Source organism: Mesorhizobium sp. LNJC391B00 (assembly GCF_000502535.1).
Taxonomy (GTDB): Bacteria; Pseudomonadota; Alphaproteobacteria; order Rhizobiales; family Rhizobiaceae; genus Mesorhizobium.
Window position 1 is genome coordinate 159,797 of sequence record NZ_AYWI01000010.1, and the last position, 12,964, is coordinate 172,760.

The window sequence follows — 12,964 nt, forward strand, 5'->3', positions numbered from 1 at the left end:
CGCGCCATGACTGCGGCATGCCTATCGACGACATCATCATATCAGACGAAGCCGTAATCCATCCGGGCGACCTGCACGAGGATTTCATCCGCTCGTCGGGTCCCGGCGGCCAGAACGTCAACAAGGTGGCGACCGCCGTCCAATTGCGCTTCGACGCCGCCAATGCAGCTGGCCTGTCCGAACGCGTGCGCGCGCGCACGATCAAGCTCGCCGGCCAGCGCGCCACCAAGGACGGCGTCATCGTCATCGAGGCCGGCCGCTTCCGCACCCAGGAGCAGAACCGGGCCGATGCCCGGGCAAGGCTGACGGCGCTGGTCGCCAAGGCCGCGGAACCGCCGCCGCCGCCGCGCAAGAAGACCAGGCCGTCGAAAGGCTCGGTGGAGCGGCGGCTGCAAAGCAAGGCAGGGCGCGGCACGATCAAAAAGCTGCGCGGCCGGGTAGAGAACGACTAAGGACCGCGCCGACTGCGCATAAAGCGGCCTCCCCTGCCGCAGCCGCAAGGTTTCGCCATTGCCACAGAAAGGGAGGCCGACAACGGTGGCTTTCGGGTCGCCGTTCTGATTGGCGGTGGCATGGTTTCAGTATCAACCGGAGGCGAAGTCATGCTCGTTCTGCCCAAAGGCGTCCGCCACTTGCCTGGTTATCTGTCCCGCGCGGCGCAGGAAGCGCTGGTCGAAGAGGTGAGGACAATTGTACAGCGGGCGCCGCTGTACGTGCCGGCGATGCCGCGGACCGGCAAGGAGATGAGCGTGCGCATGACCAATTGCGGCACGCTCGGCTGGGTCACCGACAAGGAGCTGGGCTATCGCTACCAGCCAACGCACCCACTCACCGGAGAGCCATGGCCGCCGATCCCGGACGCGCTGCTGCAATTGTGGCGGGAGGTCGCCGCCTATCCGAATCCGCCGGAGGCCTGCCTGGTCAATTTCTATACGCAGGACGCCAAAATGGGTCTGCACCAGGATCGCGACGAAGCCGATTTCTCGGCCCCAGTGGTCTCGGTGTCACTTGGCGACGATTGCCTGTTCCGGGTCGGCCAAGTGACGGGCAGGGGGGCCACACGCGACGGCGGTACCAAATCGTTCCGCCTGAAAAGCGGCGACGTCGTCGTGCTCGGCGGCGAAGGCCGGCTCTGCTTCCACGGCGTCGACCGCATCTATCCGTCGACCTCGGCGCTGCTGAAAAAAGGCGGCCGGATCAATCTGACGCTGCGGCGGGTGACCTTGCCTTGAAGAGGTGAGAGTGCATTCTTGCACTTACTGAACCACTGACCTTGCGAATAAAAGTCCCTAACGGAATTTAAGGTTTCGGCCGCTAGTCTGCGCCAAAACGTCATCATTCCCGGTGTGGATACCATGCTCGAAATCGAATCCGAAGTGATTTGGCGCTACATTCGAAATGCCGCATGGCGCACGGTTTCGATCGCCCGCTCGGATGCATCGCTCTACCTGTTCATTGGCATCTACACTGCAACGGGGCTGGGGTTTCTGGCTTGGGTCGGCGCGCTCCATCGCACCGCATACCAGACCTACGTGCCGATATGGCTTATGGTTTTCGGTTTCGTGCTGCCGGCGGTATCGCTTCTCCTGGAAACCGGCTGGCTTTTGCATCGATTTGAGCGTCGGCGGAAATTTGCTGCGGGCAAGATGTTCTCAGCCGAGCGGATGGCGGTTCTCTTTTCCGGCATATGTCTGTTGATGGGCATCATGATTTTCCAAAGCACCTTCACCTCGGTCAAGAACGGCATGTCCGTCCTGTGGAAAGGTTTCCCCTATGATCGCGCCTTGGCAGATATCGATGCCTATCTGCATTTCGGCACTGATCCGTGGCGATGGCTCTACGTTATCGGCAAGCATGACTGGGTACGGGAATCCGTCGGATGGAACTACGACATGCTGTGGTTCATCATTTGCTACAGCATGCTGTTTTTCATGGTCACGTCACCACGCACCACGCATCTGAAGAGACGCTATGTGCTGTCCTTCATGGTGGTGTGGGTAGTCGTCGGAAACATCCTGGCCGGGCTGTTCATGTCGGCCGGACCGGCGTTCTACGGCTATGTCACCGGCGATGTGCCACGCTTCGGTGAACAGCTTTCGTTTCTTGCGCAAAGCCCGTCGGCGAGTTCCGCCGCCGTGTACCAGCAGTATCTGTGGACGCTCCAGACCGAGGGTGTGACTGGACTCGCGTCGGGAATATCGGCATTTCCAAGCGTTCATGTCGCCTTGATCACCCTGAATGCGGTGTATACCTGGGAGTACGACCAGCGGTTGGGCGCCATCGCATTTCTGTATGTCGCCTTCATAGTCGCGAGTTCGGTCTATCTTGGTTGGCACTATGCGATCGATGGTTATGCGGCGGTCGCGCTCACGATCGCCCTATGTGCGGCCGTCCGCAAGCTGGTACCCGACGGCGAAATCCTGATGCCAGGCCCGGCCCGGCAATCGGCGGCTGGCGGCAGCCGCCCGGAGGCGGCCGTCACAGTTTCCTGAGCGCCACTTCCTCGACCAGATGATTGGCGCCCTTGCGCAGGATGAGGTCGGCGCGCGCTCGTGTCGGCACGATGTTCTCGCGCAGGTTTTTCAGGTTGATGTTGGCCCACAAGCCTTCCGCAATGGCACGCGCGGCGTCTTCCGAAAGCTGCGAATAGCGGTGGAAGAAGGAGTCCGGATTGCGGAAGGCCGTCTCGCGCAGGCGCATGAAGCGGGCGATGTACCATTGGTGGATCAGCTTTTCGTCGGCGTCGATATAAATGGCGAAATCGAAGAAATCCGACAGGAACGGCACTATCTTGCCGTCCTTCGGCAATTTGCCGGGTTGCAGAACGTTGATGCCTTCGAAGATCAGAATGTCGGGCCGGTCGATGGTGACGAACTCGCCGGGGATGACGTCATAGGTCAAATGCGAATAGACGGGCGCGCGGACATTGCGCTGGGCCGACTTGATGCCCGAGAGGAAACGCAGCAGCGCACCGACATCGTAGCTGTCGGGAAAGCCCTTGCGCTCCATCAGATTGTCGCGTCGCAACACCTTGTTGGGCAGCAGGAACCCGTCGGTAGTGATGAGATCGACCTTGGGGCTCGACGGCCAGCGCGCCAGAAGCTCCTTCAGCACGCGCGCCGTGGTCGATTTGCCGACCGCAACCGAACCGGCAATGCCGATGATGAACGGTGTCTTGACCACATCCAGCGCGTTGAAGAAGGCCTGGCGCTGGCGAAACAGCAGCTGGCTGGCCTCGACATGCGCCGAAAGCAGCCGCGAGAGCGACAGATAGATGCGCTTGACTTCTTCCAGGTCGACCGGATCGTTCAACGAGCGCAGACGGTTGATCTCGTCTTCGCCCAGCGTCATCGGCGTGTCGGCGCGGAAGTTCGACCATTGCTCGGCCGAGAAGAAACGATAGGGGGAATATTTCTCGGTCGGAGCGAGCTGGTCCATCGAGTTTCCTGCCCTCTAGAGCATGAGGCCGAAAAGTGTGAAGCGGTTTTCGGGCGACATCATGCTCCCTCTATCAATTGAGAGACGGATTCAGATTTAAGGCCTCGGCCCGAAATCATCCGGCTCTAGCGGTCAGCCTTTAGGCCGGGATGCCTTTTCAGTGACGCCCGAACGGCCGGTGCGGCCCTCAAGCTCCTTCAGCACCTCGCCCAGCGAAACGCCGGCCATGCCAAGCACGACGAGCCAATGATATATGAGATCGGCACTTTCGGAAACGAGGGCTTTCTCGTCGCCCTTGACGGCGGCAATGACGGTCTCGACTGCCTCTTCACCAAGCTTCTGCGCCGCCTTGTCGATGCCTTTGGCGAACAGTTTTGCCGTCCACGAGTCCGGGTCGCCGGAACGGGCGCGTTCGCCAATGATTGTTTCCAGATCGGACAGCGAAAATTCAGCCATGGCGCAGCCTACTGCCTTTGTGGAGTGGATTGAACCGGGTAGTCCAGCCGCATCGGTAGCCCGGCCGCGGCCATATGCGCCTTGGCTTCCGCAATCGTGTAAGTGCCGAAATGGAAGATCGAGGCGGCGAGCACGGCGCCGGCATGGCCGTCGCGAATGCCCTCGACCAGATGATCGAGCGTGCCGACGCCGCCCGACGCGATCACCGGCGCGCGCACCGCATCCGCTATCGCGCGGGTCAGCGCAATGTCGTAACCGGCCTTGGTGCCGTCGCGGTCCATTGAGGTCAGCAGGATCTCGCCAGCGCCGCGATCGACCATTTTTCGCACGAACTCGACCGCATCGATGCCGGTCTTTTCGCGGCCACCGTGGGTGAAGATCTCCCAGCGGCCGGGCTCTTTCGGCGCCGACACCTTCTTAGCGTCGATGGCCACGACAATACACTGGTTGCCGAACTTGTCGGCGGCTTCGGCGACGAAATCGGGGTTCTTCACCGCCGCAGTGTTGATCGACACCTTGTCGGCGCCGGCCAGCAACAGTTTACGGATATCGGCGACCTGGCGCACGCCGCCGCCGACGGTCAGCGGCATGAAGCATTGTTCGGCGGTGCGGGCGACGACGTCGAAGATGGTTTCACGGTTGTCGGACGACGCGGTGATATCGAGAAAGCAAAGCTCGTCTGCGCCGGCCGCGTCATAGGCTTTGGCCGCCTCGACCGGATCACCGGCATCGATGAGGTCGACGAAATTGACGCCCTTGACGACACGGCCGTTCTTGACGTCGAGGCAAGGGATGATTCGGGCCTTCAGCATCAGCCCTTCTCCATCGTCGCCAGCAACTCGCTTAGCAGTTCGCCGACCAGCGGCGGAACCTCGGCCTGCGCATCGAACGCCGGATCGTAGGCGGAAATGGTGATGCCGGAAATCGGCAGCAGGCCGGCCATGCCGCAGACAGCCTGGCGCAGCTGTTTCGGCTCCGGGCCGCCGGGCGTGGTGTAGCGGTTGGCCTGCAGCGCACCGGGGTCGTGCACGTCGAGATCGAGATGCAGGTGCACCCGCTTCGCATCCGGCGCCTTCAGCCTGCCGCTCGCCGTCGCCCAGTCCGGGCATTCGGTGCGGATGACCGGCAACGTCTTCAACAGCTCCGTTTCGGCCGGATCGAGATCGCGCGCGTTGACCAGCACGCAGCGCGCCGGATCGATCGGCCTGAAGCCGGGGATGGCCGAGGCCATCGGCTTCCAGCACAGGCCGAGAACCGTGGCCAGCGCCATGCCGTCGAGAAAGCCGAAGATGGACGTCTCCGGCGTGTTGAGATCGCCATGCTGGTCGGCCCAGATGATCGCATCGGCATCCTCGCCGGCAACCGCACCGGCCGATGTCAGGCAATTGCCGGCCAGCACGATGGGAAACCGGCCGCGGTCTATGGCGATGCGGACCTCGCCGGAGACGGCACCGCACACGGCAAAGCCGGTGGCGATCTCGCGCTGCTGTTCGTCGCCAACCCTGCCGATATCGGTGACGACGACGTCATGCCCGGAGAGCGTCAGCGCGTCGACAAGCCCGCCGGCGATGAGTGCATCCGGGCCTCGGCCCATGCCGCCGTGATAGTGGCCGCTGTCATAGGAGGCCAGGATGATGGAGATTTTCACGGCCGGGTCTCCATCGCCTTGCGCTGCAGCACCGCCAGCGCCTCGGCCGGATCGATGCGCCCGTCATAGAGCGCGCGACCGGAGATGGCGCCTTCCAGTTTCTTCGCGTCGGGCATGGTCATGCGCACGATGTCGGCGATCGAAGCCAGCCCGCCCGAGGCGATGACCGGGATCGAGACCGCGTCGGCGAGATCTATCGTGGCATCCCAGTTGATGCCGGTCAGAACGCCGTCGCGGTCGATATCGGTGTAGATGATGGCGGCAACGCCGGCGCCTTCGAATTTCCGCGCCAGTTCGATGACGCCGAGGCTGGAGGCCTCGGCCCAGCCTTCGACCGCCACCTTGCCGCCCTTGGCGTCGATGCCCACGGCGATCTTTCCAGGAAATTCCTTGCAGGCTTCCCGGACCAGGTCGGGATCGCGCACCGCCACCGTGCCGAGGATGACGCGGGCCAGCCCGCGGTCGAGCCAGTCCTCGATCTGCGCCAGCGTGCGGATGCCGCCGCCGAGCTGCACCGGGTTTTTCGTCGCCTTGAGGATGGCGCCGACCGCCGCGCTGTTGACGCTCTGGCCCTTGAAGGCGCCGTTGAGGTCGACGACATGCAGCCATTCAAACCCTTGCTCTTCGAAGGCCTTGGCCTGGGCCGCAGGGTCGTCATTGTAGATGGTCGCGGTCGCCATATCGCCGTGCTTCAGCCGCACGCACTTGCCGTCCTTGAGGTCGATGGCCGGAAACAGGATCACCGTTCAGACCCCTTCCACAATGGCGAAATGCGAGGTCGAACAAGCGCGCCGGAATTTCAGCGCTGCCTGGTATTCGGGGGAATGGAAGCAAGCCAGCGCGACCTCGTAGCTTTCGAACTCGACGATCACATGGCGATTGCCGGATGGCCCTTCCGGGCTTGACGACTGACCGCCTCGCGTCAGGAATTTCGCGCCGTATTTGTCGAACGCCGCTTTGTTGGCGGCGATGTATTTCGGATAGTTTTCCGGATCGGTCACATCGACCATCGCCATCCAGTAGCCCTTCTTGCTCATCTCAAGGCCTCCAGCGCAGGAAGTTGGTGATCAGTGCCAGGCCGAGCGCCTGGCTCTTTTCCGGATGGAATTGCGTGCCGGCAAGGTTGCCGCGCTCGACCGCCGCCGTTACCGGGCCGCCATAATCGGCAACGGCCAGCACTTCGTCCGGCCTTGTCGCGTCGAGATGGTAGGAATGAACGAAATAGGCGTGCAGACCCTTGGGCCCGGTCGCAATACCGGAAAACAGCGGGTGCTTGCGGTCGAGGTCGATCGTGTTCCAGCCGATCTGCGGGATCTTCAGCGCCGGATCGGCGGGCGTGATCTCCTTGACGTCGCCGGCAATCCAGCCGAAGCCCTTGGTCACGGTCTTTTCCAGGCCGCGCTGCGACATCAGCTGCATGCCGACGCAGATGCCGAGGAACGGCCGCGCCTTGGCGATCGCTACCTCTTCCACCGCTTCCCACATGCCGGCGACGCCGCGCAGGCCCGCCGCGCAATCGGCATAGGCGCCGACGCCGGGCAAAACGATGCGGTCGGCGCTGCGCACACGCTCGGCATCGGCGGTCAGCTCGATGGCAGCCGCAATGCCGGCTTCATGCGCGGCGCGCTCGAAGGCCTTGGTGGCCGAGCGCAGATTGCCCGACCCGTAATCGATGATCGCGACCCGCATCTCAGGCTTTTCCCGGCGTATGGCTCAGGCCCAGCGTCAGCCCGGTCTGCGCCGGCCGGGCCAGGCTGGCGTCCGGCACGATGCGCGGCAGCGGCGCCGGCTCATCGGCAAGGGCCTCGGCGTCCAGTGACTGGCGGATGTCGGCATCGTCAGGATTGTCGGCTTCGACGACGCCCCATTCATGCCAGCCGCCGCGGCGCAGCGCTGCGAGCCGCAACCCTTGGCCTTCCAGCCCGATATAGAGCGACACCAGCAGCGACAGCGCCGAGCCAGCCCAATCCAGCCCCAGTCTTTCGCCAAGCAGCGAAAGCAGGCCCATGGCGACGAAAGCGAGCCCCGCCTCGATCCAAAGCCGGTGCCAGGCGAGCCACAGCGGCGCCACCAGGAAAGCCAGCCAGGAAAAACCGTCGCGGACCAAAATCGTTGCGTCGGCCGCCTCGGTGCGGCCTGGCGGTTCCATCACGACATAGATGGCCATCAGCCTACCCTTTCAGAGATCCCTTGGTGGAGGGAACCGCTTCCGGCTGGCGCGGGTCGCGCTCCAGTGCGAAACGCAGCGCGCGCGCCACCGCCTTGAAGCAGGTCTCGGCAATATGGTGATTGTTGGCGCCATAATGATTGGTGACATGCAGCGTGATACCGGCATTCTGCGCCAGCGCCTGGAAGAATTCACGCACCAGTTCGGTGTCGAACGTGCCGATCTTGGGCGACGAGAAGGCGACATTCCAGACCAGGAACGGACGGCCCGACACGTCGATCGCGGCCCGCGTCAGCGTCTCGTCCATGGCAAGGTCGACAGAGGCATAGCGCATGATGCCGCGCCGCTCGCCCAGCGCCTTGGCCAGCGCCTGGCCGATCGCAATGCCGGTGTCCTCGACCGTGTGGTGGTCGTCAATGTGCAGGTCGCCCTTGGCCTTTACCGTCATGTCGATCAGCGAGTGGCGCGACAGCTGGTTCAGCATGTGGTCGAAGAAGCCGACGCCGCTCGACATGTCGGATTTTCCGGTGCCGTCGACATCGACCGAGACGCTGATCTCGGTTTCCTTGGTCTTGCGGCTGACTTCGGCGGAACGGGACGCCATGACCTTGTCCTTGTCTTTGGGCATACGACACTTTTGGCAACTGACCGGGGCGAAACGAAAAGACAATGCCTCCAGGCGCTCATTTGCTTGAAAACGAAAGCCTTCTAGCAGCATGATCCGGCGATAGCCAGTTGCGATGCGGATCGCTATCGGCCGTGGCGGAGGCGGTTTGCAATCGTTAGCCCCATGCATACATATGGCCGATCGAAATCCCGCGCCAATCGCCTCATCGGGATCGCGCGAATCGGAGCAGCAGATGTCCAATGAACTGAGTATGCACGCCACGACCATTGTGACGGTGCGCAAGGGCAACAAGGTGGTGATCGCCGGCGACGGCCAGGTCAGCCTTGGCCAGACCATCATGAAAGGCAACGCCAAAAAGGTGCGCCGCATCGGCAAAGGCGGCAATGTCATTGCCGGTTTCGCGGGCGCCACGGCGGACGCTTTCACCCTTCTGGAGCGGCTCGAAGCCAAGCTCGAACAATATCCGGACCAGTTGACGCGCGCCTGCGTCGAGCTCGCCAAGGACTGGCGCACCGACCGTTATCTGCGCCGGCTGGAAGCGATGATGCTGGTGGCCGACAAGTCGGTTTCGCTGGCGCTCACCGGCACCGGCGACGTGCTGGAGCCCGAATTCGGCGTCATGGCCATCGGTTCCGGCGGCAACTATGCGCTGGCCGCTGCCCGCGCGCTGATGGATAGCGACAAGGATGCCGAGGAGATCGCCCGCAAGGCGATGCAGATCGCCTCCGACATTTGCGTCTACACCAACAACAACTTTGTTGTCGAAACGCTCGATGCCGGCTAACCCGCCGGTGCTCTATGATTTTCGACCGGTTACCGAAAAAGACCTGCCGATGATCGCCGGCTGGCTGGCCGAGCCGCATGTCGCCGAATGGTGGGACGACCCCGAGACGGAAATTGCCGGTATCAGGGAGAACATCGACTCGATTTCGGTCGAGCCGCTGATCGTCGAGCTCGAGGGCAGGCCGATCGCCTATCTGCAGAGCTACGATCCGCATCTGGAGGACGGCCATCCCTATGCCGACCAGCCGTTCGGCACGCTCGGCATCGACCTGTCGATCGGCGTGCCGGACCTGGTTGGCAAAGGTCATGGCTCGGCTATCGTCAGGCAATTCGTCGAGCAACTGTTCGAGGAAGGCGCGCCGCGCGTCATCATCGATCCGCATCCCGACAATGGCCGCGCCATCCGCGCCTATGAAAAGGCGGGCTTCAGGGCTATCGATCGCAGACACTCTAGATATGGGGACGTCGTGCTGATGGCCGTCGATGCCGAAGAGAGCGACGCGGAAGAAGGGGAATGAGTTGATGGCGACACCGGGCACTGCCAAAAATTACTCGGCCTATGAAGACAGCTGGCGGATGGGGCTTCTGCTCGTGCTCGCTCTGCTCATCTTCCAGGCCGGCGCGCTTTACGGCATGGGCCGCACGCCGATCTGCACCTGCGGTTACGTCAAACTCTGGCACGGTGTGGTGAACAGTTCGGAGAATTCCCAGCATATTTCCGACTGGTACACGTTCTCGCACATCATCCACGGCTTCCTGTTCTACGCCTTGGCCTGGTTCCTGTTCCCGCGCTCGCCAATCGGTCTGCGCCTGGCATTCGCCGTCGTCATCGAGGGCGGCTGGGAACTCCTGGAAAACAGCCCGTTCATCATCGAGCGCTACCGCGCCGGCACCATCTCGCTGGATTACTATGGCGACTCGATCATCAATTCGGTGTCCGACACGCTGGCCATGGTGCTGGGATTTGTGATGGCGCGAAAGCTACCTATATGGAGCATCGTCGGCCTCGCCCTCATCTTCGAACTGGGTGTCGGCTACCTCATCCGGGACAATCTGACGCTCAACGTGATCATGCTGCTGCATCCGTTCGAGTCCATCAAGCAGTGGCAAAGTGGAATCTAGTGATATGACCACCTTCTCTCCCCGTGAAATCGTTTCGGAACTCGACCGCTTCATCATCGGCCAGAAGGACGCCAAGCGCGCCGTGGCCATTGCCTTGCGCAACCGCTGGCGCCGCCAGCAGCTGGAAGGCCAGATGCGCGAAGAGGTGATGCCGAAGAACATCCTGATGATCGGCCCGACCGGCGTCGGCAAGACCGAGATCTCGCGCCGCCTGGCGCGACTCGCCGGTGCGCCCTTCGTCAAGGTCGAGGCCACCAAGTTCACCGAAGTCGGCTATGTCGGCCGCGATGTCGAGCAGATCATCCGCGACCTGGTCGAGATCGCCATCGGCCTGGTGCGCGAGAAGATGCGCGAGGACGTGAAGGCGCGCGCGCACCTCAATGCCGAGGAGCGCGTGCTGGAAGCCCTGGTCGGCAAGACGGCGAGCCCGGCGACCCGCGATTCCTTCCGCAAGAAGCTGCGCGACGGCGAGCTCGACGAAAAGGAGATCGAGATCGAGGTTGCCGACACCGGCACCGGCGGCATGCCCGGCTTCGAGATCCCCGGCATGCCGGGCGCTAATATCGGCGTGCTCAACATCAACGACATGCTGTCGAAGGCGATGGGTGGCAAGAAGACCAAGGCGCGCAAGACGACGGTCAAGGAGTCCTACGCGCTGTTGGTCAACGACGAGTCCGACAAGCTGCTCGACCAGGACGAGGTGGTGCGCCGGGCGCTCGACGCGACCGAAAATGACGGCATCGTCTTCCTCGACGAGATCGACAAGATCGCCTCGCGCGAAGGTGGCATGGGCGCCGGCGTCTCGCGCGAAGGCGTGCAGCGCGACCTGCTGCCGCTGATCGAAGGCACGACGGTGGCGACCAAATATGGGCCGTTGAAGACCGACCACATACTGTTCATCGCCTCGGGCGCATTCCATGTCTCGAAGCCCTCCGACCTGTTGCCGGAATTGCAGGGCCGCCTGCCGATCCGTGTCGAGTTGCGGGCGCTGGAGAAGGACGATTTCATTCGCATCCTCACCGAGACCGAGGCGAGCCTGATCAAGCAGTATATCGCACTGATGAAGACCGAAGGCGTCGATCTCACCTTCACCGACGACGCCATCGATTCGCTGGCCGGCATTGCCGTCGACCTCAACGCCAGTGTCGAGAACATCGGCGCGAGACGCCTGCAGACGGTGATGGAGCGTGTGCTGGACGAGATCTCCTACGACGCGCCGGACCGCAACGGCACCAGCGTCGCCATCGATGCCGCCTATGTGGAAAAGCATGTCGGCGACCTCTCGCGAAACACAGATTTGTCGCGATTCATCCTTTAAACGAGGGCGCCGGTTCATCCGGCGCCGGTATTAGAGCGCCGCGCGTCCTTTGGACACGCAAAGGTCGCTCTAGCAGTATTGAATCGATGCATCGGACTTTCCAAAAATCGGTTTCGATCTTTGGGCCGATGCTTAGGCAACAATCCGGCTAACAGCTTGATGTGTGGCCGGATGGTATCATCGGGCCACCTTTCGTCTTGCCGGGTGCAAGGGCGCTCTCGACTCAACCGGGAGCACTCCCTAGTTTGCGCGGCAATTCTCTAGACGCAATTCCGGACGGAAAGCCGTTTCACACTTTCCTGGAATTGCTTGGGCGGCGGCGCATGAAAAAACTGATCCTTGTCATTCTCGGCTTGACGCTGGCGGCGACGCTGTTCGCGGCTGACGCGGCGACATTGGTGCCGGCGGGCAACCGCAATGTCGTGCAGCCCGACATACCGGGCGCCTCCAGCCGCCGCACCCAGGCGACCAACACCACCTTCCAGGCCAAATACCGCAAGGTCTACGCCTTGCTTCAGAACGACGTCGAACTGCGCGCCAAGATCAGGAAGGCCGCCGCTGCCTACGGCATCAATCCTTTGCACATCGTCGGCGCCATCGTCGGCGAGCACACCTACAATGTCGACGCCTACGACCGGCTGCAGACCTACTACGTCAAGGCGATTTCCTACCTCTCCAGCAAGCTGTCCTTCGCCTATGACGGAGAGGACATCACCGATTTCGTGCAGCGGCCGGAATTCAAGAAGTGCACGATGTCGGACAGCTACGACCTGTGGGAATGCCGCGAGCAGGTGTGGAACCGCTCCTTCCGCGGCAAGACCGTCGGCGGCACAAGCTTTCCCAACGACCGCTTCGGCGCAACCTTCTTCCAGCCCTACTATGCCGGCCAGACCTTTGGCCTCGGCCAGCTCAACCCGCTGACCGCGCTGCAGATGAGCGATCTCGTGCACAAGGTGTCGGGGCTGCCCGAGCTCGATGTCGGCGATCCCAATGGGGTCTACAAGACCATCATGGATCCGGACCTGACATTGCCCTACGTCGCAGCGACGATCAGGAAGTCGATCGACGCCTACAAAAACATTGCCGGCTTCGACATCTCAGGCAATCCGGGGCTGACCGCCACGCTCTACAATGTCGGCAATCCCGAGCAGCGCGCCTATGCGCTGAAGGCCGAGAACGACAAGCGCCGCGCGGCGGGTGAGGCGGTCAAACTGCCCGAGGAGAATTATTACGGCTGGCTGGTCAACGACAAGCTGGACGAGCTGAAGGCGCTGTTTTAGCGGGCTTAGCTCAGCCGTCTACCTCCCCCTTTGTGGGGAGGTCGGACCGCAGGTCCGGGTGGGGGCCGGTGCCGCACCCCGCCCCGCTGCTTCGCAGCGACCCTCCCCACAAGGGGAGGGTAAG

At 62.5% G+C, this 12,964-nt stretch carries 17 protein-coding genes; 8 read left to right on the forward strand and 9 right to left on the reverse strand.

Annotated elements, in window-relative coordinates:
• Window positions 1-17 precede the first annotated feature (17 nt).
• The 3 genes from arfB (at window position 18) to X750_RS141955 (ending at window position 2,492) form a co-directional block, all read left to right on the forward strand.
• Window positions 18-452, forward strand: coding sequence for an alternative ribosome rescue aminoacyl-tRNA hydrolase ArfB (arfB, locus tag X750_RS141965; protein ID WP_023672309.1), 435 nt, complete (start codon window positions 18-20; stop codon window positions 450-452).
• Between the two features lie 150 nt (window positions 453-602).
• The gene (locus X750_RS141960) at window positions 603-1,232 is read left to right on the forward strand and encodes an alpha-ketoglutarate-dependent dioxygenase AlkB (RefSeq protein ID WP_023703765.1); all 630 of its coding nucleotides are present in this window, start codon (window positions 603-605) and stop codon (window positions 1,230-1,232) included.
• Between the two features lie 123 nt (window positions 1,233-1,355).
• Window positions 1,356-2,492, forward strand: a complete 1,137-nt coding sequence (locus tag X750_RS141955; protein ID WP_023681407.1) for a phosphatase PAP2 family protein — start codon at window positions 1,356-1,358, stop codon at window positions 2,490-2,492.
• On the opposite strand, the gene coaA is transcribed toward X750_RS141955, so the two are convergent.
• The 9 genes from coaA to hisB form a co-directional block, all read right to left on the reverse strand.
• A complete protein-coding gene (gene coaA / locus X750_RS141950; protein ID WP_023672313.1) occupies window positions 2,479-3,438 on the reverse strand; it encodes a type I pantothenate kinase in 960 nt (319 codons plus the stop codon). The two genes, X750_RS141955 and coaA, sit on opposite strands and share 14 nt — an antisense overlap.
• A gap of 132 nt (window positions 3,439-3,570) precedes the next feature.
• Complete coding sequence (locus X750_RS141945) at window positions 3,571-3,894, reverse strand: phosphoribosyl-ATP diphosphatase (RefSeq protein ID WP_023681408.1); 324 nt, start codon at window positions 3,892-3,894, stop codon at window positions 3,571-3,573.
• Between the two features lie 8 nt (window positions 3,895-3,902).
• Window positions 3,903-4,709, reverse strand: coding sequence for an imidazole glycerol phosphate synthase subunit HisF (gene hisF / locus X750_RS141940; RefSeq protein WP_023748278.1), 807 nt, complete (start codon window positions 4,707-4,709; stop codon window positions 3,903-3,905).
• Window positions 4,706-5,542, reverse strand: a complete 837-nt coding sequence (locus X750_RS141935; protein ID WP_023681410.1) for an arginase family protein — start codon at window positions 5,540-5,542, stop codon at window positions 4,706-4,708. The genes hisF and X750_RS141935 overlap by 4 nt, the downstream gene beginning before the upstream one ends.
• The gene (gene hisA, locus X750_RS141930) at window positions 5,539-6,285 is read right to left on the reverse strand and encodes a 1-(5-phosphoribosyl)-5-[(5-phosphoribosylamino)methylideneamino]imidazole-4-carboxamide isomerase (RefSeq protein ID WP_023703761.1); all 747 of its coding nucleotides are present in this window, start codon (window positions 6,283-6,285) and stop codon (window positions 5,539-5,541) included. Before hisA ends, X750_RS141935 begins: the two co-directional genes overlap by 4 nt.
• Before the next feature lie 3 nt (window positions 6,286-6,288).
• A complete protein-coding gene (locus tag X750_RS141925) occupies window positions 6,289-6,579 on the reverse strand; it encodes a DUF1330 domain-containing protein (protein ID WP_023703760.1) in 291 nt (96 codons plus the stop codon).
• Between the two features lies 1 nt (window position 6,580).
• Window positions 6,581-7,231: an imidazole glycerol phosphate synthase subunit HisH gene (gene hisH, locus X750_RS141920; RefSeq protein WP_023703759.1), complete on the reverse strand. Its 651-nt coding sequence runs from the start codon at window positions 7,229-7,231 to the stop codon at window positions 6,581-6,583.
• Window position 7,232: 1 nt separating this feature from the next.
• Window positions 7,233-7,709 carry a DUF2628 domain-containing protein gene (locus X750_RS141915; protein WP_023703758.1) on the reverse strand — a complete coding sequence of 159 codons (477 nt, stop codon included), beginning with the start codon at window positions 7,707-7,709 and terminating at the stop codon, window positions 7,233-7,235.
• A 4-nt stretch (window positions 7,710-7,713) separates the two neighbouring features.
• The gene (hisB, locus tag X750_RS141910) at window positions 7,714-8,313 is read right to left on the reverse strand and encodes an imidazoleglycerol-phosphate dehydratase HisB (RefSeq protein ID WP_023724184.1); all 600 of its coding nucleotides are present in this window, start codon (window positions 8,311-8,313) and stop codon (window positions 7,714-7,716) included.
• 256 nt (window positions 8,314-8,569) lie between these two features.
• On the opposite strand from hisB, the gene hslV reads away from it, so the two are divergent.
• The 5 genes from hslV to X750_RS141885 all read left to right on the forward strand — a co-directional run bounded on the left by hslV (window position 8,570) and on the right by X750_RS141885 (window position 12,840).
• Window positions 8,570-9,121 (forward strand): ATP-dependent protease subunit HslV, encoded by a 552-nt coding sequence (gene hslV / locus X750_RS141905; protein WP_023672322.1) that lies wholly within the window; start codon window positions 8,570-8,572, stop codon window positions 9,119-9,121.
• Complete coding sequence (locus X750_RS141900) at window positions 9,111-9,638, forward strand: GNAT family N-acetyltransferase (protein WP_023703757.1); 528 nt, start codon at window positions 9,111-9,113, stop codon at window positions 9,636-9,638. The genes hslV and X750_RS141900 overlap by 11 nt, the downstream gene beginning before the upstream one ends.
• A 4-nt stretch (window positions 9,639-9,642) precedes the next feature.
• Window positions 9,643-10,242, forward strand: a complete 600-nt coding sequence (locus X750_RS141895) for a DUF2585 domain-containing protein (protein ID WP_023695986.1) — start codon at window positions 9,643-9,645, stop codon at window positions 10,240-10,242.
• A gap of 4 nt (window positions 10,243-10,246) precedes the next feature.
• Window positions 10,247-11,560, forward strand: coding sequence for an ATP-dependent protease ATPase subunit HslU (hslU, locus tag X750_RS141890; RefSeq protein WP_023703756.1), 1,314 nt, complete (start codon window positions 10,247-10,249; stop codon window positions 11,558-11,560).
• Between the two features lie 323 nt (window positions 11,561-11,883).
• Window positions 11,884-12,840: a DUF1402 family protein gene (locus tag X750_RS141885; protein ID WP_023732726.1), complete on the forward strand. Its 957-nt coding sequence runs from the start codon at window positions 11,884-11,886 to the stop codon at window positions 12,838-12,840.
• Window positions 12,841-12,964 lie beyond the last annotated feature (124 nt).